The sequence below is a fragment of the Pseudomonas sp. GW821-FHT10B02 genome (genome assembly GCF_059415665.1).
On the sequence record NZ_JBWKNR010000019.1, the window covers coordinates 41465 to 61985 of the forward strand.

General features: G+C 60.5%; 11 protein-coding genes and 1 pseudogene. 7 read left to right on the plus strand and 5 right to left on the minus strand.

What is annotated here, in order from left to right; all coding sequences use genetic code 11:
• Window positions 1-3 precede the first annotated feature (3 nt).
• The gene (locus tag AC07OF_RS24210; RefSeq protein WP_495073574.1) at window positions 4-1233 is read right to left on the minus strand and encodes a Zn-dependent hydrolase; all 1230 of its coding nucleotides are present in this window, start codon (window positions 1231-1233) and stop codon (window positions 4-6) included.
• A 28-nt stretch (window positions 1234-1261) separates the two neighbouring features.
• The gene (locus AC07OF_RS24215; RefSeq protein ID WP_157192072.1) at window positions 1262-2566 is read right to left on the minus strand and encodes an MFS transporter; all 1305 of its coding nucleotides are present in this window, start codon (window positions 2564-2566) and stop codon (window positions 1262-1264) included.
• 169 nt (window positions 2567-2735) lie between these two features.
• Between AC07OF_RS24215 and AC07OF_RS24220 the strand changes: the two genes are divergently transcribed.
• From AC07OF_RS24220 to AC07OF_RS24235, 4 genes and pseudogenes are all read left to right on the plus strand, one after another.
• Window positions 2736-3650 carry a LysR family transcriptional regulator gene (locus AC07OF_RS24220; RefSeq protein WP_157192071.1) on the plus strand — a complete coding sequence of 305 codons (915 nt, stop codon included), beginning with the start codon at window positions 2736-2738 and terminating at the stop codon, window positions 3648-3650.
• 349 nt (window positions 3651-3999) lie between these two features.
• Window positions 4000-5352: an APC family permease gene (locus tag AC07OF_RS24225; RefSeq protein WP_157192070.1), complete on the plus strand. Its 1353-nt coding sequence runs from the start codon at window positions 4000-4002 to the stop codon at window positions 5350-5352.
• Between the two features lie 338 nt (window positions 5353-5690).
• Window positions 5691-6698: pseudogene (locus AC07OF_RS24230) on the plus strand (methyl-accepting chemotaxis protein); the annotation flags it as partial.
• 102 nt (window positions 6699-6800) lie between these two features.
• Window positions 6801-7556 (plus strand): methyl-accepting chemotaxis protein, encoded by a 756-nt coding sequence (locus tag AC07OF_RS24235; RefSeq protein ID WP_371261999.1) that lies wholly within the window; start codon window positions 6801-6803, stop codon window positions 7554-7556.
• A gap of 24 nt (window positions 7557-7580) precedes the next feature.
• Here the strand turns inward: AC07OF_RS24235 and AC07OF_RS24240 are convergent, their stop codons facing one another.
• A complete protein-coding gene (locus AC07OF_RS24240; RefSeq protein WP_157192068.1) occupies window positions 7581-13400 on the minus strand; it encodes a DUF7379 domain-containing protein in 5820 nt (1939 codons plus the stop codon).
• 242 nt (window positions 13401-13642) lie between these two features.
• On the opposite strand from AC07OF_RS24240, the gene AC07OF_RS24245 reads away from it, so the two are divergent.
• Entirely contained in the window at window positions 13643-15967 is a 2325-nt protein-coding gene (locus AC07OF_RS24245) for an AAA family ATPase (RefSeq protein WP_495073575.1), read from the plus strand.
• Window positions 15960-16763 (plus strand): HNH endonuclease, encoded by an 804-nt coding sequence (locus AC07OF_RS24250; protein WP_495073576.1) that lies wholly within the window; start codon window positions 15960-15962, stop codon window positions 16761-16763. The genes AC07OF_RS24245 and AC07OF_RS24250 overlap by 8 nt, the downstream gene beginning before the upstream one ends.
• Before the next feature lie 18 nt (window positions 16764-16781).
• Here the strand turns inward: AC07OF_RS24250 and AC07OF_RS24255 are convergent, their stop codons facing one another.
• Both AC07OF_RS24255 and AC07OF_RS24260 read right to left on the minus strand, forming a co-directional pair.
• The gene (locus AC07OF_RS24255) at window positions 16782-17720 is read right to left on the minus strand and encodes a p-hydroxyphenylacetate 3-hydroxylase reductase component (RefSeq protein WP_157192065.1); all 939 of its coding nucleotides are present in this window, start codon (window positions 17718-17720) and stop codon (window positions 16782-16784) included.
• A gap of 57 nt (window positions 17721-17777) precedes the next feature.
• The gene (locus AC07OF_RS24260) at window positions 17778-18947 is read right to left on the minus strand and encodes a p-hydroxyphenylacetate 3-hydroxylase oxygenase component (protein ID WP_495073577.1); all 1170 of its coding nucleotides are present in this window, start codon (window positions 18945-18947) and stop codon (window positions 17778-17780) included.
• Between the two features lie 244 nt (window positions 18948-19191).
• Here AC07OF_RS24260 and AC07OF_RS24265 point away from each other — a divergent pair, with 244 nt between their 5' ends.
• On the plus strand, window positions 19192-20400 hold the full coding sequence (locus tag AC07OF_RS24265) for an MFS transporter (RefSeq protein ID WP_157192063.1): 1209 nt from the start codon (window positions 19192-19194) through the stop codon (window positions 20398-20400).
• Window positions 20401-20521 lie beyond the last annotated feature (121 nt).

Genomic DNA, 20521 nt, shown 5'->3' on the forward strand with positions numbered 1-20521 from the left:
TCCTTATTCGGCCCGGCCAGCACGGGCCAGCACGGCATTGAGCAACACATCGGCGCCCCGGCGCACATCCTCGGGCAGTACGTCTTCTGCCTCGTTGTGGCTCAGGCCGCCGACACAGGGAATGAATACCATAGCGGTCGGACAATAGCGCGCCAGCAGGATCGCATCGTGACCGGCGCCGCTGACAATCGACTGCTGGGCATAGCCCAGACCGTCCACGGCAGCCTGCACGGCGGCCACACAGTCAGCGTCAAACGGCGTTGCCGGGCTGACCCAGTGGCGGCTGATGCTGACTTTCAGGCCACGTTGCGCGGCGATGGCTTGCAGGCGTTTACCGACCTGTTGCTCCATCTCGTCAATCGCGCTGTCGAGGTGATGACGCAGGTCGACGGTGAACTGCACCAATCCCGGAATGGTGTTGCGCGAGGACTTGCTGATGCTCAACTCGCCGACCGTGGTCAGGCCTTGCGGGGCGAAGTCGCAGGCCAGCTGCTCAATCGCCTGGATCATCGGCGCGGCGGCATAGAGGGCATCCTTGCGCAACGGCATCGGCGTGGTACCGGCATGTGCGGCCATGCCTTCGACCCGCACGTCGAGCCAGCGAATGGCCTGACCGCCACTGACCACACCGATGCTCTTGGCGTTGTCCTCAAGGATCGGGCCCTGCTCGATATGCGCTTCGAAATAGGCATCCACCGCACCACCCAACGGGCGTTTACCGGCAAACCCGGTGCGCTGCAGCGCTTCGGCGACGCTGACACCCTCGGTATCGCGCACCGCCAGGGCATCCTCAAGCTGCATGCTGCCGGTGAACACCGCCGAGCCGAACATGGCTGGAGTGAAGCGTGCGCCCTCTTCGTTGGTCCACACTGCCACTTCCAGCGGCTTGCGGGTCTGGATCTGCAGGTCGTTGAGACAACGCACCACCTCAAGCCCGGCCAGCACGCCGTACACACCATCGAAACGCCCGCCTTCCGGCTGGGTATCGAGATGGCTGCCAATCATCACCGGGGCCGCCTCAGGGTCGGTGCCGGGGCGACGGGCAAACAGGTTGCCGATCGGATCAACGCTCAGGGCCATGCCCGCTTCGCGGCACCAGTGGGCGAACAGTTCGCGGCCGGCCTTGTCTTCTTCGCTCAGGGCCAGACGGCAACTGCCGCCACGGGCCGTCGCACCGATTTCAGCCATGGCCATCAGGCTCGCCCACAGGCGTTCGCCGTTGCTTTTCAACATCGCAACCACTCCAGTATTCGTTAACAAATCAGGCCATTTCCAGAGAATGGGCCGCGGCATGCCGGCGTGCCAGGGCCAGTACACAGAGCAGCGAGATCGCCGCAATCACGCTGTAGAACAGCGCCATCGGCCACCACTGACCGACAAATTCATGCGCAAGCCAGGTGCCCACCAGCGGCGTCAGGCCACCGGCGATTGCGCCGCACACCTGGTAGGCCATGGAGATCGCCGTGTAGCGCACGCGGGTCTCGAACATGCCGCTGACATAGCCGGCGATCACCGCGTAGAACGACGCCATGCACACTACTGCCAGGGCAATACCGACAATGATCAGCGGCGCCTGGCCGGAGCTGACCAGCACGAACATCGGGTACGGCGAGGCCATGGCCAGCAGCGACACCAGGCAAAGGAAACGCGTGGCGCCGATCTTCTCGGCGACCCAGGCGGCGATGGGCTGGATGCAGAACTGGATGATCGCCACCACGAACAGGCATTCGAGGATCAGCGAGCGCGGCAGCGCCAGTTGCTGGGTGCTGTAGGCGATCATGAAGGTGTTGGTGAAATACACCCCGGCGATGCCCAGGGTATTGGCGCCAATGCACAACAGCAGCGGGCGCCAGGCCGTGCGCAGCACCTCCATTACCGGTGCCTGCTCCTTGCGCTTGGCCTTGCTGGCCTGCTCGCGGCTGGCGAGAAATTCCGGCGACTCGTTGACCCCCAGGCGAATCGCCAGGCCGACCAGCAGCAACAGGGCACTGGCCAGGAACGGCAGGCGCCAGCCCCAGCTCATCAGGTCTTCTTCCGGCAAACGGGTGACGGCGCTGAAGGCCAGCAGCGACAGGATCAAACCGGCCGGGCTGCCCAACTGGGCGAACGAGGCAAAGAAGTTCCGTCGTCCCTTGGGCGCATGCTCGCCAGCCATCAGTACCGCACCGCCCCACTCCCCGCCCACGGCAATGCCCTGGACGATGCGCAGCAGAATCAGCAACACCGGCGCCATGGCGCCGATCTGCGCATAGGTGGGCAACAAGCCGATGCACACCGTCACCACCCCCATCATCACCAGGGTGATCACCAGCGATTTCTTGCGCCCGATACGGTCGCCAATATGACCAAAGACAATGCCGCCCAGCGGCCGGGCGAAAAAGCCCACGGCAAAGGTGCCGAAGGCGGCCATGGTGCTGAACAGCTTGTCGTCCGAGGGAAAGAACAAGGCCCCGAACACCAGCGCCGCAGCCGTGGCGTAGATGTAAAAGTCGTACCACTCGATCATCGTGCCGATAAAGGCGGCGGCCGCAGCCCGGCGTGGCTGGGGCGAAGCGGAAGGCTTCATGGGTCAGGCTCCTTTGATTATTTTTCTGGCAGGAGGGAACGGTGCGTTCGCGGCGCTCTGGTGTCGCCTGTGTGACAACGATTTTTCGTCCCGGGGCTATGATTAGTCAATTTTCTATTTATTATTCGGATTATTAGCCACCCTTATATTGTTGCCAGAGGGCCCTGCCATGCCTGATCGCCTGCTCAACGACCGCCTGGACTGGAACCTGCTGCGCACCTTCCGGGTGATCGGCCAGGAGCTCAGCATCAGCCGCGCCGCCGCGCGCCTGCACCTGACCCAGCCAGCGGTGAGCCAGGCCCTAAAGCGTCTGGAGGAACAGCTCGGGCGCCAGCTCATCGCCCGCCGCGGCCCGCGCTTTGCCCTCACCGAGGTGGGCGAACAGATCTTCCACCTGGCCGGTGAAATCTACGGGCAGATGTCCCAGGTCAGCAGCGTGCTCGAGCAACCGGCCGACGAGGTGATTGGCAAAGTGCGCCTGCTGATGATCAGCCGCATCGTCTGCGAGCGCTTCGACAGCTTCCTCGCTGACTTTCATCGCCAGCACCCGCGGGTCGACCTGGAAATCGACGTAATGCGCAGTTCCGACATCGTCAGCGCCCTGCAGGAAAAGACCGCGACCCTGGGCCTGAGCCTCAACCGCCGGCCGCAGCCACGCCTGGAGCAGCGCCTGTTCCTGAGCCAGCGTTATGGGTTCTTCTGTGGCAAGCACCATGGGCTCTACGGCAAAAAAGACGTCGCCGAGGGCGACCTGCAACGTGAGAACTTCGTCAGCTTCGCCAGCGACCAGATTGGCGGCATGCTCTCGCCGCTGACCATCTTTCGCGATCAGCAAGGCTTCAGCGGGCGCATCGTCGCCTCGTCACCGAGCCTGGAGGAAGTGCGGCGCCTGGTGATTGCCGGGTTTGGTGTCGGCTGTCTGCCGGCGCATGTGGTGGCCGCGGATGTCGAAGCGGGGTTGCTCTGGCCGTTGCCGCCGCTTGAGGGGATCGCCGATGTCGATATTCATCTGCTGTGGAACCGGGAACAGCGCATGAGCCGGGCGGAGTCGGTGTTCATTGAGGCGCTGCAAGCGACCCTCTAGGCCCTCCCACAGTCATCGATAAAAGTCGACAATCGTGTCTATTTTTATAGACACCCGAATCAATCGAAAAAACGTTACAAGGCGCGCAATAGAGCACTTGAACCGTAATATATGGCGAGAAGAAGTCGCATAACGGTAACAATTTGTCAGAATTTAATTGACACACCACTCCAACTCTTCTTATTTTCCCCCTGCCTCACCACACCAAAAAGAATAATTCCAAACAAATACGGGCAAGTGCCATCCATGATGCCAGTCTCTTCACGCGCACCTGAAAAGCAGAACAAAGGACCCGTTCTCACCGCTTCACCCCGCCGCCGCTCCTCACTGATTCAGGAGCGCACCGCGCATGCACAGTAACAGCCCCGCAGCCTCCAGCCCGCAATTCAAGAAGACCCTGAAACTCTGGCAGGTGGTCATCATCGGCCTGGCCTACATCGCGCCGATGACCGTCTTCGACACCTTCGGCATCGTCTCCGGCATTACCGACGGGCATGTGCCCAGCGCCTACGTGCTGGCCCTGCTCGGCATCCTCTTCACGGCCGTCAGCTACGGCACGCTGGTTCGGCGCTTCCCCGAATCCGGCTCGGCCTACACCTACACGCGCCGGGCGATCAACCCGCATGTCGGCTTTCTGGTCGGCTGGTCGTCGCTGCTCGACTACCTGCTGCTGCCGATGGTCAACGCCCTGCTGGCCAAGCTCTACCTGTCGGTGATGTTCCCGGAAGTCCCGGCCTGGGCCTGGGTGGTCGGCTTTGTCACCATCATGAGCCTGATCAACATCCGCAGCATCAACCTGGTGGCCAACTTCAACACCCTGTTCGTGGCTATCCAGGCGATCATCATCGGCGTGTTCATCTACCTGACCATCCGCGGCCTGCACAGCGGCGAAGGTCTGGGCACGACCTGGAGCCTGCTGCCATTTGCCGGTGAGGATACCCACCTCAACGCTCTGGTCGCTGGCGCCACCATCCTGTGCTTCTCGTTCCTGGGCTTCGATGCGGTCACCACCCTGTCGGAAGAAACCGAGAACGCCGAAAAGGTCATCCCGCGGGCGATCTTCCTGATTGCGCTGATCGGCGGCCTGGTGTTCATCGTTGTGTCGTTCTACATCCAGTCGTTCTTCCCGACCATGGACCGCTTCCAGGACCACGAAGCCGCCCTGCCGGAAATCGCCCTGTATGTCGGCGGCAAGCTGTTCCAGTCGATCTTCATCTGCTGCACCTTCATCAACACCCTGGCGTCCGGCCTGGCTTCGCAAGCCAGCGTGTCGCGCCTGCTGTACGTGATGGGCCGCGACAATGTGATCCCGAAACGCTACTTCGGCCGCCTGCATGACAAGTGGAAAACCCCGGCGATCAATATCGTCATCGTCGGTTTCATTTCACTGTCGGCGATTTTCTTCGACCTGGTGACGGCCACCTCGGTGATCAACTTCGGCGCCCTGGTCGCCTTCAGCTTCGTCAACCTCTCGGTGATCGTGCACTGCTACCTGCGTGAAGGGCGCAGCAAGACCCTGGCCGACAAGCTCAAGTATCTGGTCGTGCCGACGATAGGCTTTTGTATCACCGCCATTTTGTGGCTGGACCTTGATGAACACTCGCTGCTGTTCGGCGGTGTCTGGGCGGCGCTGGGTGTGCTGTACCTGGCGTACCTGACCAAGGCCTTCAAGGTTGCACCACCCAGTTTCATTGCCGAGTAAAGCGCTATAGAAAAAATCGCCCGTCGCTATCGACGGGCTTTTGCTGTTCACACCCCTGAACCTACAAGGACGTCACCATGCTGCTGCGCCGCCTGCTCATCCAATGGAAGATCACCCTGCTCGCCGGCCTCTGCCTGCTGGTCATCGTGGTGCTACTGATGACCGCGGCGCTGTTTCAATCGAGCCGCAGCGCAGCACTGGTCAACACGGCCAATACCCAGATGCTCGACCAGAACGCCCGCCTGCGCCTGCAAACCTATGCCCAGTTGCAGGCGGTGCGCATTCAACGCTATTTCAAGGACGCCTACCTGTACGGTAATGGCGTCTCGCAGCTGATGATGGTGCTCCGCGCCCAGGGCGTCGACAACCTGCGCCAGACACTCACCCAACAAGCCAGGACGGCACTGGGCGACAACCCTGAGTTGCTTGGCCTGTACCTGGTGTTCCTGCCCGATGCCCTCGATGGCAAGGACGCCGCGTTCATCGATCAAGCCGAGGTGGGCAGCAATGAAAGCGGACGCTACTCGCTCTATTGGTCACAACCGCAACCCGGCCAACTGGAGTCCGAGGCGATGCCCGAATCGATGCTCGCCGACACCAGCCTCGGCGCCAACGGCTTTGCCTACAACCGCTGGCTGACCTGCCCGCTGGAAACCGGCGAAACCTGCGTGATCGATCCCTACTTCGATACCGTCGGCGACCGCACGCCACTGATGACCAGCATCGCCATCCCGCTCAAGCAGGACGGCAAGGTGATTGGCGTAATGGGCCTGGACATCAGCCTCGACAACCTGCAGCAACTGAGTCTCGACGGCCGTCGGGAACTGTTCGACGGCAACGGCCAGGTCAGCATCGTCAGCCCCTCCGGCCTGCTCGCCGGGCACAGCCGCGACGGCAGCCAGCTGAGCAAGAAAATCGAAGACGTGCTCGGCCAGCAGGCCGGCGCCCTGGCGGCGCAGATGCGCGCGGGCAAGGCGGCTGAATTCAGCGCCAACGGCATGCTCCAGGTTAGCCAGTCGTTTGCCCCGGTGCCCGGCGCGCAGCCGTGGAGCGTGTTGCTGGAAGTGCCCGAACAGGTCCTGCAGGCGCCGGCCATCGAGCTCAATGCCCGCCTGGACGCCCACAACAACAACGCCAACCTCACCAGCCTGCTGATGGCCCTTGGTGCCGTCGTGCTGGGCCTGCTGGTGATCTGGATGACCGCTCGCGGCGTGACCCGGCCGATCCTCAAGGTTGCGGCAATGCTCAAAGACATCGCCAGCGGTGAAGGCGACCTGACCCGTCGCCTGGACTATGCCCGCAAAGACGAACTGGGTGAGCTGGTGGGCTGGTTCAACCGCTTTCTCGACAAACTGCAACCGGTGATCGCCAACGTCAAAGCCTCGGTCCAGGATGCCCGCAGCACCGCCGACCAGTCGGCGGCGATTGCCAGCCAGACCAGCGCCGGCATGCAGCAGCAATACCGCGAAGTCGACCAGGTCGCCACCGCCTCGCAGGAAATGAGCGCCACCGCCCAGGATGTAGCGCGCAACGCCGCGCAAGCCGCCGAAGCGGCACGCGGTGCCGACCTTGCCACCCGCGAAGGTCTGGAACTGATCCGCACCACGACCCGCGCAATCGAACAGCTGGCGTGCGAAATGACCGCCGGCATGGAAGAAGTGCAACAGCTCGCCAGCCGTAGCGAACAGATCGGCTCGGTGCTTGAGGTGATCCGCTCGATTGCCGAGCAGACCAACCTGCTGGCCCTGAACGCCGCCATCGAAGCGGCGCGTGCCGGGGAAGCCGGGCGCGGTTTTGCCGTGGTCGCCGATGAAGTGCGCAACCTGGCCCGGCGCACCCAGGACTCGGTCGATGAGATCCGCGTGGTCATCGAAGGCCTGCAACAAGGCACGCGCGAAGTGGTCGGTTCGATGCACAGCAGCCATCGCCAGGCTCAGGGCAGCGTCGCCCAGGCCGAACAGGCGGTGCCGGCCCTGCAGCGGATCGGCGATGCGGTGGCGGTGATCACCGACATGAACCTGCAGATCGCCTCGGCGGCCGAAGAGCAGAGCGCCGTGGCTGAAGAAGTGAACCGCAACGTCGCCAGCATTCGTGACGTGACCGAGTCGCTGTCCGGGCAGGCTGAGGAGTCGGCACAGATCAGCCAGGCGCTGAACCGCCTGGCCAATCATCAGCAGGGGCTGATGGCGACGTTCAAGGTGTAGCGGGTATACGCCAGCCAGGTCAAACTATCCACGGCGTGTCTTCAGGACCCTGGCGATGTTATCCAGCACTTGTGCATCGCCGGTTTTGCCAGACCACTCCAGCCACTTGGTGATCATCTGCAACTGACGCACGACCGACTCGAACTGGCGCTGCGAAATGCGCTGGCCAGCCAGCGCATCATCGTAGCTATCGTTGAGTGTGCGTTCGTTGCAGGTCTGCGAGCCTGCCGAGCCGCTACCGCGGGTGACGTCAATCAGCCAGCGGGTCAGCAGTACGTCGGCCGTCATGACCGCATCGAATACACCGAAAGATTGTTTGTAGCGAACCTGTGCTTCGGCTTCGCAGCGCTTGAGGTCGTCGAGCGATGGTGTGCCAGTCATGCACATCACCTCCAGTTGAATCCGGTTCAGCATGGCATAAGGGTTCCAGTCCGGTGCATCCTTGTCTTCGCCCGCAGCATAGGCCTGCCTTGCTGCGTCAAGACTCTGGCTGATGAGCTTGTCCAGTGCCTTGGACCTGGACTGGGTGAGGCTCTGCAGTAACGCGATATGGGCTTGCCGCTTGAGGCCCCGCCCGCGCATCACCTGACGACGCGCAAGCAATACGCCCGGCGTGCCCTCACACATCTCGCTCAAGTGATCCGCACGCGCGATGGCAGCCTTGATCAACGTGCTGGCTTGCTTGAAATCGGCAGTGCCGAAACCTGGCTCCGGGTCTGCCGCCAGGTAGGCCTGGCGAATCTCCACATCGATGAGCTTCTCCACCGCCGTCATGGGCACGCAGCCCCGACCGCTGAAGCGCGCCATGGCCTGCAGCAATGCAGTCCGGGCGTCAGCCAATGCCTGGGCTTCATCCCACTCGCTATACAACAACCCCAACCCGTACTGGACTTCAGCCTGGTTGATCCAGCTCTCCGGCAAGCCCTCAAAGCGCTTTTGCACCTGCCTCTGCAGTTGCGCAAAGCCTGACGCCGCTGCTGTCGAACTCGGGGTGGCGGCCGCCAGCCGCTGCTCTTCGAGCCAGTCGAGCAGTTCCGGAGAACCGCGCAAACAGCTGTTGCTGCCATCGCCGGACGGCAGCAGGCGCAGCTGAAACAACGGGTCGCCATAGGCCTGGTAGGCACCCCAGGTATTGCAGGCGGGAAACTGTTCGAGGGTATCCAGACGCGCACAGGCAATGGCTTCGGCGAAATGATCACCGTAAATGGCCAAGCGGTTGAAAAAGGTTTCCGAGAAGCAGCACGCCGCACTGTCATCGACCTCCCAACCGGCCGCCACCACGCAACGCACGCCCATGTTGATCAGCTCTTGCGCCAGGCTCGCCGCCAAGCGATTGCCTCCCGGCTCAGCGCCCGAGACTTTACCCAGGTGACAACAGCTGAGGAACACCAGATCCGGCACGGTTTCCATGCGGTCGATCTCGGCGGCCGTCAGCAGCAAACCATCCGACAGCACCACGCCGCTGCGCAACTGACCGTTGCTGTCTTTGCTGCGAAATACACCATGGGCACAGATCACCAGGACCCGGTAAGGCCGGGCGAACAGTTGGTCGAACACCTCCACGGCACTGGCGCCGCTGCCCAGACTCCAGGTGGTATAGCCCGCGCCATCCAGCACGCGGCTGACCGCCTGGCTTTCGCGCAGCGCACCGGGCAACCCCACCAGCCGCTCCGGCCAGGGTCCATCGCCCTTGGGCCGGAACTGTTTGAAATAGCCCTGGGTATCCGGATCGCCAATAACGCAGGCATTCATCAGGTCCGTGCGCACCACCTCTCGGCGGTAGCGCTGGGTAATGAACTGGCGCACCAGGCGGGTACGCTTGATCATCGGTACACCGTCGGTCTCCAGCATCTCCCACGGCAGGTTGGCACTGCTGTCATCGAGCACCAGAATCAGGTTATCCGATTTGCGCACGGCGCTTTTGAAGCCGAGCGGCAGCATCAGCTGGAACAGGCTGTTGCCGAAGAACGCCGCCGCGTCGTAGCGGGTAGGGTTCGGCCCGCGCAGGGCACTATCGACCATGCGTTCCAGCAACCCCGGCTGACGTTGATCGACCACCGCCTCGACCCTGGCGCGCTGTCCCATGTACAGGTAGTTCAAGCGTTGCGGCGGGCGCTCGAATCTGGCCTCCCCCCTGCTCCCGGAATCCCTGCCGTGGCCGACATGATCGGCACTGCTGACCTGCAGGCGCGGCCAGTAGTTGCCGGGCGGGATGACGCTCAGGCGCGGCCTGGCACCCTCACCGAACTGCACCGCCTGGGCCACCTCCAGGCGGCTGTTCAAGCGCTGGAGTTCGCCGGCCAGTTCGTGATCCAGCGTCGCTACCGTATAACCGGCGCAGATCGCCGCATCGACAAACATTTCGACAATGTCCAGGCGTGTTACCGCCGCCGGGCGCCCCTTGGGCCCGGCGCAAACGGCCGCATACTCGCGGTTGGCCTGGAGGACGCCGAGTGTCACGGCGCGAATCGATTCTTCCACGGTCAACTGTGCACTGGAGTTGGTTCCCAGTAACAAACTGGCGATGTGTAGCGGCAATAGCGCTTCAGGCTCGTCAGGATCCTCCATACGGGTCACCTGCGCGTACTGGTCCACTGCGTTCAGCAGGTAACGCAATACACCGTTGCGCACCGCCTGGGTGACGACTTCAGGGGTCAGCTCGCCCATTTCCCCAAGACCGACAACCAGTGCACCACGCCCCGTGCCACGACTTACCTCGGCAGCCGTGCGTGGTACCAGTACCACAGTGGCATTGCCCAGCTCGCCCGAGTACAAACCCAGGCGCTGACGCTGGGACAGCGCACCGTTGACCAGGTTCTGATCGATGGCGGCTTCGGCGCCGGAGATCGGGTCGCCGCGATAATGTCCGCAAATAAGCGGCACCTGGATGCAACTCAGGTTCATGGCCAGGACATTGATCTGCAGCGTGGTCAGTTGTGGCTTCGGCTCCAGGCTGCTGGTACGCCCGAGTACCTGGCTGAGCAACTGGGCATCGGCCGGATAGGCTGGCGGACCACCGCGAAAACTCACCAATGCACTCGAGCGTTCACCCGCCCGGCTAACGGGCAGGCGCTTGAGCAGCGCTGGCGTACGCTTGAGCAACAAGCTTTCGATCTCGGGGAAATAGTGGCTGGTAGAGGCCAGCTCACCGTGGACCACCGGCATGTACCAACAGCGGTTGTCAGGCAGGTTGCCGAGTTTGCCCGAGCGCCAGGTCACTGTACCGTCGCCCTGGGCAGTGCCGCGCAGCATCAACTGTTCGCTGCTGATGTCCAGGCCGCAGGGGGTGTTCTTGCCTTGACCGTAGACATAACTGATCCGATCGGGCGCCAGATCGACCCAGCTGTTGTCGGCAAGGGCCTGCCAGGATTGCTGGACCTTTTGCAGCAACGCGAAATCAGGACGTGCCCCGAGTTCGTCGCCGAACCAGAAGTCATCGTTCTTGAGCGCAAGCTGGCTCCAACTGGCAGCGCCATAGAAATCGACCGGGCCGTGGCCGCCGACATCTTCGAAGCCGGGAGCCGGCAGCAAATGCAGTGCGCCCGGAAACTCGGCGACGATCTGCAGAATCTTCTTCAGATTGTTCTGCAGATCCACGCGCGCCAGCATGCGGATAGTGTCGGACTGTCCGAGCAGGGTTTCGACCATGGAGTAAGCGCCATGGTTCGGGGTGCCCAACATCACCACCAGGCCGTCGGCTTGCTCGACCAGCGCTTTCCAGAGTGTCGGGTCTTGCTTGAACGCTGCGCGAATCACCAGCCCACCCATGCTGTGCGCGAGCAGGCGGATGCTGCGTTTGGGCCTTTTGCCAAGCTGTTTGCGCAAATCCGCAGCCAGTTGCGTACCCAGATCCGGCAGCGACTTGCGCCAATCGTAGGGATACGCAATGACCTCATGGGTTTCGTCAAGGTAGTCATGCAACTGCTTATAGGCAGATTCGATCAGGCCACTGCTGCTGACCTTCGGCGCACGCATGGCGATACTGTCCAGGCCATCCAGGGCAAGTTTCAGCGGGTTGAGCCAGAACGTTTCACCGCCAACCGTCAAGCTGCTGCCCATGATCCCGGGCAGCAAGAACACCAGCGGCCTGCTCTCCAGCTGCCGCTTGACCAGCAGCACATCGCCTTCGCCTCGTTTCGCCGGCAGCACAGCGCCTCTGGCCACCAACGCCCTGTCCAGCAACCAGTCGCTCAGACTGCTGGGCAACGGACGATTGCGGTACCTGACGGTATCGCGAAAATAGTGAAAGTGATTGACCTGCGGCCCTTCGACCGCCATGGCGTGCGCTTCCTGGGCGTGATCGAACAAGCCGCCGTACATGGAGTCGGTGTTGACTACCAGGTCATTACGGGCGCGGTCGAACAATGCCCAGTTGACGAACATGTAACCGATTCGCTGCAGAATACTGCTGGCCGATTCGTCGGTATCGCCAGCAACGATGGCCATCTTCAGGTTCGGCTGCGGCCTGGCCCGTGCCAGCAGCATGCCCATTGGCGCCTCGGGCAGCATCGCCTCAATGCCCGGCACCACCTGCGGCTGCATACGCTTGTCGGCGATTTCCAGCACCACGCGCTCGAGCAGTTTCAGGCTACGGGCCGCAACCTGCGCGGCGGCGCTTCCAGCTGCCGGGGTAGCGAGCGCCCCCACCGCGGTGCCAATACTCCAGCTGGCGAACTTGCGCACCAGGCTCAGCAGGCAGGACAGAAATACATCGAGGTTGTCAGACAGCAGCGCAGTGCCGCGGGCCGGAGCGGCGACACGGACATAGTGGGTGACTTGCAGGCTTTTGTCCTGGAGCAGCTTTACCAGCTTGTCGAGCTTCTCGCGTTCAGACCTTGCAAAGGCCTCACGCTCCCCGGCTAACGCCGGGTTGTGTTTTTCCCGCTCGACCTCGTCGGGCCTGGGCGCGCGGCGATAGTTCTTGATCCATTGCGGCAGGTTTGGATCGTTTGGGTCCAGGCACAGCAAGTCGGCCACCAGCCCGCCCCGCGAATGACTGACCACGTGTAGCCTGGCCCCCTTTGGCAGCCGATCGACAGCCTGCAAGGCATTGTCGATCGGGCTTTCCGAAAAAGTGCGATGTTCCAGACCGACGATCTGCGCGCCAAATTTCAGTTGCAGGTCTTTCCAGGCGGCGGTACCCGGCAACTCGCCGAAGCTGCCCATGGTGTGCGAACCGGTGCCATGGATGAACAGCAAAATGGGCGCCTGATCATCCAGCACTGCATCGCTGGCAATCAGATCCTGCGGAGTCAATACCCCACCGTTCCAGCGGTAAAGTCCGGGAGGCCCGGCCAACTGACTCTCAATGGCAGTCATCAGTGCCGTTGCGCCTTTCTGCGCAGCCCAGTCTACCGCCATGTCAGTGGCTTTCTTCTTGAACAATTCCTTGGCCAGATCAGTGATGCCGTCGTCTTCGAGCACCAGTTGCCTGACCTGCCGCCAGACCCAATCCGAGGCGCCACGGTTCTTGCCCTGAATATCAATGAAGCGGGCAAAGTCGACTGAGCCGTCTCTATCCACCACATCCGGGCGGGTCCGGCGCAACTGCTCGGCGAGGGTGTCGGCGCGAATGAAAATGGTCGAACCGTCATTGGCATCCAGTGCCAGCAGTGCATGGGGATCGTGCAGGGTTTCGGTGTGAGGGGCATCACTGGCACGCGCAGCCGGCGCCAGTTGCCAGGTTTTCAGCACCCGCACGTTATCCAGGGTGCTGGCCGGGCCGCCGCTGGCGCTACGACTGGTCGATGCGGCCATTGTCTGCGGCGGCATGGCGGCGGCATCGGCGCAATGCTGGAGAGGCAACTTGATGAGTGGCGGCGCGTCAGTCGGCTTCACAATCATTCCCTCTGGATCCACTCCTCACTAAAGTTCATGCTTATTTATATTTCAAGATCACCTGTACTTTTAATCTCCCATCCCCTGCAGTGTTTCAAGAACTTAACACTGGCGCGATTGATGTCAGTGCGCCACTGCGGCAATATAGCCCCCACCGTTTGGCCCAAGGACCGCTATCCAGAGCGATCCCAACAGGAGATTTGCCATGGATCAGGTTCGCAGCCACCGACAATATTCGGATTCTGCATATGTATTATGACTACCGGGATCTGGCCGCCGCCGCAACGCTGAAAAAAATTCGCAAGCACGTCACTGTACCCAAACTTGCAGATCATGTATTCAACATGAGTTGCGCGACAATCGTTTCGTTCTTTCTGGTCAATGAAGAAACGCCTGCTCGCTCTGACGATGATATCAACCAGCAGATTGGGCACATTATCGAGTTCGCCAACAGTTTCCAGCTCAAGGTCACCCCGAGAGTCCTGGATGCTATTTACTCTCCTGTAATACGCGTTCTAGATAATTTACCGACCGAAGATATCCGCTACTTCGCTAACTATGTTCTGGATCTCCTCCTGAGCGAGCAAGAAAATATCGACTACCGTCACTGCAAAATAGTTGCCGGTTTTGCAGGTCAGCTTTTTTCACACCTGCGCAGTGACGTCGTCGACCTATTTCCCAACACCGCTGAGCTTTCTCTTGGCGTGCTGGGCCGCGCCCCCCGCAGGTCATTCCCGATGTCTGCGGACATCGCCCAGCAGCACAGGGCCCTGGTTGAGCTGAAGCTGCAGACAAACAACATTCAGCCTAATTTTGTTCATGACCTTGCAGATTTTCGAATTCACGGCTCACGGGCAGCCTGTCTTATTGACTCTCCGTCGCAAGCGTCCTCGGCAACAACCCATCTGGACATACTCAGCGGCGCTACCTCCGAAGACATCTATTTCGCACTTTCTCAGGTTCATGGCAAACAAGGCAAATTCATTCTCACCCGCACCTACACCGGCGTGATCTCGGCCCAAGCCAATGAAAAATGGCAACAACTTAACGACCATGAAAAGATAGAAAGCGTCGTTGCCTTCGATAGTTACTACCAAGGTAAACCCAGGAAATTCGTCATCATTGTCATTGACAATACCCGGGCCGCCGCCGACAAAACCGTATACATCAACGTCACAGAGAACCCTGCACTCGCCTCTCTCGACGCCATTGAACGCTCCATGCTGGCGGCGAGTATTTACCTGATGTGGCTGGGCCAGCCCATCTCTCCTGAAAAATACACACCACGCATCGCAACCATCCTCAATAGCCAGTTCAAAAATGGTTACCGTGACGTCGACGGTTTGTGCAAACAGGTCGCGCGGGATGAACTCACCGCACGAAACACATTCCGCGTCAATCAACATGTCGACTTTGGCGCTGCGGAGCACAAGCGCATTGATGTCAACGGCGATGAAATAGTGGCCCTGATCGCCAAAGAGAACCCCCGCAGCATCTACGTGATCGGCAATAACGGCGCCGGGAAAAGCCTGCTACTGGGTGATATCGCCAGCAAACTGCTGAATAATGAAATTCGCACCGTCGGCATTACCCTGTCGCAATCCAATCGATTTCCCAAGGTTACGCAAGAAAATCAGGATTACTACCAGACCTGTGGCAGCAGTTATCTGAGCGCACGTTCCAAATTCAGAAAATCTGAAATCATCCTCGCCGCGCTGGATACCATCTTCCGAGACCAGCTGAAGATAGACACATTGATCGAATGCATGGGACTCCTGAAATTCAAGGCACAGATGTACCTGGCTCCACGCTCACATTCCAAAAGCGAACGAATGGCGCATGAAAGCGACGCAATGATCGCCTTGAGCACAGACGCGGCAGAAAACATCGCTGAACTCGAGCAGCTCCATCTGGAAATTTACACCCTGGCATTGAGCAAGGACAACGAAAGCCATCTCAGCAAGGACAATCGCTACCTGCTGTTCACCGACCTGAGTTCTGGCGAGCAGAACATCTTGCTGCTGCTCGCGCACATCATCGAGACAGCGCAAGTGGATACGCACACCATCGTTCTGCTGGATGAGCCTGAGGTCAGTTTGCACGTGAGCTGGCAGCAAACATTACCGAAAATCCTCAACACCCTCGCAGAGCGGTTATCGGTAAGCTTTATCACGGCAACGCACGCGCCCGTATTGATTACCAATGCACCCGTAACAGACACGCCCTGCTACGTGCTTGACGCCGGGAAATTAACACCGATACCCCCTGCACGGCGCCACTCGGTCGAAACCATTCTGGTGGCGGGTTTCAACACCTACACCCCCCATAACCGTGAAGTGTACGAGCGTTGCGCGCAGCTGGTCGCTGCAGTTATAAAGCTGAAAAACAAACAAGCCCCACCGGCAGAATTCAGCTTTGAAAGTGCCATTGAACAACTGGCGGCACTGAAAAACACGATGAACAATTCCGACATGGACAAACAGGACAGTCGTTTCCTGCGCGATATGGAACTTATCAAGACAGCGCACTCGGCCATCACCTCGGCCAAGGAAGAGGTAGTCAGTAATGATTAGCGTGCCAACCGACGCCGCGCTTGAAGCCATGCTTGAGGACTACCTCAACCAGTGTCATGCCGAGCCCGCACACGTTGCAGCCACGCAGAACTACTTGAAAAGTATGTCAAGAAAAGCGCTGCGGCAGTTCAGAAGGCGGCTGAACGGCGTATTCATAAAAGAAATAGATTTATGGAATGAGCTTTACAGCTTCTCCTCCCCGACAAACCCAAAGCTTTCCGGAGAGCGGATAAGAGAGCAACTGCGCAAACGCCTTGAAAAAGAGCAAAACTACCAATGTTGCTATTGCCGGCGCCCCTTGTTCAACAGTGGCCACGCCAAACAGATAGAGCATGTTTTGCCAAAATCAAAATGCGTTCAGCACACCTTCAACCTGTTCAACCTGGTGATATGTTGCGTTGACTGCAACCTGAAAAAAAGAAACCACATATGGTCAATCAAGGAAGCCGACTATATCGACGAGGAAGACTATCCCGTCCCAGAATCATTTGACGACCTTTACCACCCACGCTTTCACAATTACAACGAACACATCAAATTCATTCGCCTGCAGTCCAATAATCACAACATCTCGATATACAAAGGACTCACTGTTCAGGGTAAAAATCTGTGCGCCAACATCCTCACTCACCTTTCGCAAAAAGAAGTGTTTGTGAACGGCAACCCTGACCTGAAGGAATACATCACGACGATTGATCAGCACACGCCCGGATCGGACACGAAAGCCGATGAGGCCATTCGCGTTTTCCAGGCGGCCTTTTCCAGGGCCACAGAAGAACTGCTCTACGACCTCTGAGCACCGTTGCCGTTCGCCTTAAGCGCTACCAATCACCTGCTTGAGCATGCGTTTGAAGGTTTCGATCTGTTCCGGCGAAAAGTCTGCAAAGACCCTGCCCTGCTGCTCGGAGGCAATCGTCCACAGCGCTTCGGTTTGCTCGATGCCTTCAGCGGTCAGGCCAAAGCAGCCCGTGTCTCGATCCTCGACCAGGCCCTTGCGTTTAAGGATGTCCACCGATTGTTCAATCTCGCGCATGGGCATCGCCACCTCACGCTGCAAACCGTTCATGTCCAGGCCGCAATCATTCTCCAGGACCATGAGCATGCGCGCTTCACTGGTACGCAGGCCGCTGGCCAGCTGACGTGGCTGATAGTCGGCCTGGTAACTGCGTACAGCCTGGGTCATCAGGTAATAGAGGTTATGGCTCAGGCGGCCCTGGAAGGCGCTCTTGCCTGTGCCTTCAGGACGCGATGCCAACCGCGGATGAGGCAGCACCGAGGAGTAGGCACCCTGGTGATAGAGCAGCGGTGAACGGCCGAAGTCGTCGAAGGCAACTACCTTGCCGATCAGAATCCAGTGATCGCCACCGTCGACCTGCTGGTGCATTTCACATTGAAAGCGCGCTGCACAGTCGCTGAACAGCGGCGCACCACCGGCACCCTCCTCGCATTCGATCCCGGCAAACTTGTCGTCCTTGGGCCGGGCGAACTGGTTGGACAGGTCGATCTGGTCAGCCGCCAGAATGTTCACGGCAAAGTGGCTGGCGTCGTTGAACACCTCATAGCTGGTAGAGCGCTTGTCGATGCTCCAGAGAATCAGCGCCGGCTCCAGTGAAACCGAGTTGAAACTGTTGGCGGTGACGCCGACTTTACGGCCGCCCACGGCGGCGGTCATGATCGTCACACCGGTGGCGAAATTACCCAAGGCACGGCGAAAAGCGCGCGGATCGAAGCCCGCATCTTGTTGGTCGGTCATGATGTCCTCAGTGCCGGGCGAACCCGGCAGGTCGATTCGGGAAAAAGAGTGAGGTCTTCAGACCATGCTTGGATCAGGCTCAAGGCCCATCAGCTCACGTCCGAGAATCTGGGTGCAGACGTCATAGTCGGTGTAGGCATGGGCAGCGGTCATGTGCGAGTCGCGCCACAAGCGCTGCAGCTCGTTGCTCTCCATCCAGGCCGTGCCGCCAGCGGCCTCGAACAGACGATCAACCGCCTGGACGCACATCTTCACCGCATAGCCCTGATTGGTACGCCAGAACGCCAGGGTTTCACGGCTGGGGTATTCATGACGCTCGCCATGTTCGGCGTGGTCGCGCCAGGTTTTCTCCAGGAAGGCACGGGCAGCCGCCACCTGGTGCGTCGACTCGGCCAGGCGCATCAGGGCCGGCGTCGCCGCACCGACATTGACGCCGGTGTAGGCCCGCACGCGGTTGCGGGTTTTTTCCTTGAAGGCCTCGAGCATGCGCTCGGCAATGCCCAGGCCGATGGTCGCGAAGCCGCTGGCGAAGTACGGACGATACGGGCTGTAGAAGATCTTGCTGTCCGGGTACAGACCGAAGCCGGCGGACTTGCCCTCCATCATGTCCTTGGCTTTCTGAATGCGGTGCTCGGGGACGAAGACATTGTCGATGGACAGGGTTTTGGTGCCGCTGCCTTTCATGCCCATGGCATACCAGTCATCCAGGATTGTGTAGTCGCTGCGTGGCAGCACCGCGAAACAGTAATCCTGCGCGCCTTCGGCATTCAGGCGGCGGCAGCCGACAATCGCCCACTCGGCATGATCGCTGCCGCTGCTCCAACCCATCTGGCCGCTGAACATCACGCCGCCCTCGACCTCCTCGACTTTGCCGAATGGCGCAATCGAGCTGCTGGCCGTGGCGTCCGGGTTGGCACCCCAGATTTCATCCTGCAATTGTCTGGAGAACATCGCCAGTTGATGACTGTGAGTGCACAGCAGGCTCATGGCCCAGGCGGTGCTGGCGCAGGCACCGGCGAGCAAGGCGATGCAATCGCAGAAATCCGGCAGGGACATTTCCATGCCGCCATAGGCTTTGGGCAGGAACGCGCGGTGCAGTCCGATGCCCTTGAGCATCGCGATGTTCTCGGCCGGGACCATCCGGTCCTTTTCGGCCTGGGCGGCGTTGACGGCGATGACAGGGAGAATCTCCTTGAGTGCTTCAAGGAGCGGGGTTGGCTTTTTCATTGTTAGCGACCTTATTGTTAGAAATTCGCCTGGCTGGCTGGAGCGGTGTGCAGGCAGACGCTGAAATGGATTATGCGCAGCCCGGGCAACGGCAAAAATGGACATTCCGCACTCTGCATTGCACTTTTCATGGTCTTGATTGCGCCCAAGGCAGAAATGGCTTTTGCGTGCTTAAAAAATTGTTAACAAGACAACGAAACCAGTACCATAACGCCCCCATCCAGCACCGGAGCTGTACTCCGTCATGCGTCACTGGCCCAGCTCCCTGCGCGCCCTGCGCCACCGCAATTTCCGCCTGTATTTCATTGGCCATGCGATTTCCACCCTGGGTACCTGGATCCAGCAGGTGGCGTTGTCCTGGCTGATCTACCGGCTGACCGACTCGGTCGCCCTGCTCGGCCTGACCACTTTTGCCGCGCTGATTCCGCAATTGCTGGTCGGGCCGTTTGCCGGCGCCTGGATCGACCGGCATGACAAACGTCGGCTACTGATCATGGTCGAAGCGGCGCTCGCCCTGCAGGCGCTGATCCTCGCGGGGCTGACCGCCAGCGAGCTGATAGGACCGGGGCTGATCGTGGCCATGGCCGCCCTGCTCGGCGTTCTCAATGCCGTGGACACGCCGTTGCGCCAGTCCCTGCTCAGCCAGTTCGTCGACGACCGCCAGGACCTGCCCAACGCCCTGGCCCTCAACGCGCTGCTGTTCACCCTGTCGCGTTTCATCGGCCCGCCACTGGCCGGGCTGCTGCTGGCGGTGGTCAGCGAGGCGGTCTGTTTCAGCCTCAACGCGGCGTCGTACCTGGCCCTGGTGATCGGCCTGGCCTGTGTGCGCCAGCTACCTTCACAACGAGCCAGCGGATCATTTCGCAATGTGTTCCGCGAAGGCATGCGCTACGCGCTGGACAACACGCAGGTGAAACAGCTGATGCTCAGCGTGATGGTGATCAACCTCACCGCGTCCAGCTACGTGGTACTGCTGCCGGTATTCGCCCGCGACATCTTCGCCGGCGACGCCCGCACCCTTGGCTGGCTGTGGGGTGCGGCCGGGCTGGGTTCACTGATTGCCAGTGTGGTCCTGGCCGGCAATCGCAACACCGCGCCACTGGGCCGGTTCATTCTCGCCAGTGCCGCGGGCAGTGCGCTGGCCATGCTGGTGTTCGCCGCCAGCACCCAGCTATGGCTGTCACTGTTGGCCATGGCGGTGCTCGGGTTCGCGATCACCCTGTGCAACGTCGGCACCAACATCTTGCTGCAGAGCGAGGCACCCGAGGCCCTGCGCGGCCGGGTCGTGGCCCTGTATACCTCGACGCGCTTCGGTTTCGATGCCATCGGCGGCCTGCTCGCCGGCCTGCTTGCCGCGCACCTCGGAGCGCCTGCGGTGCTGCTGGGGGCCGGTGCGCTGTTGCTCGTCTACTGCAGCTGGGCAGCACGCCGCTCAAGGGTCAAGCACGGGTAAGGCGAAAGGCCAGGTGGGCACCGATACAAAATAGCTACGAGCTTATCCATTTTGTGTGGCGATGCTGCCGGCCCCTTCCGCCTTTACGGCGGCCTACTTTCCTCTTGGGGAAAGTAGGCAA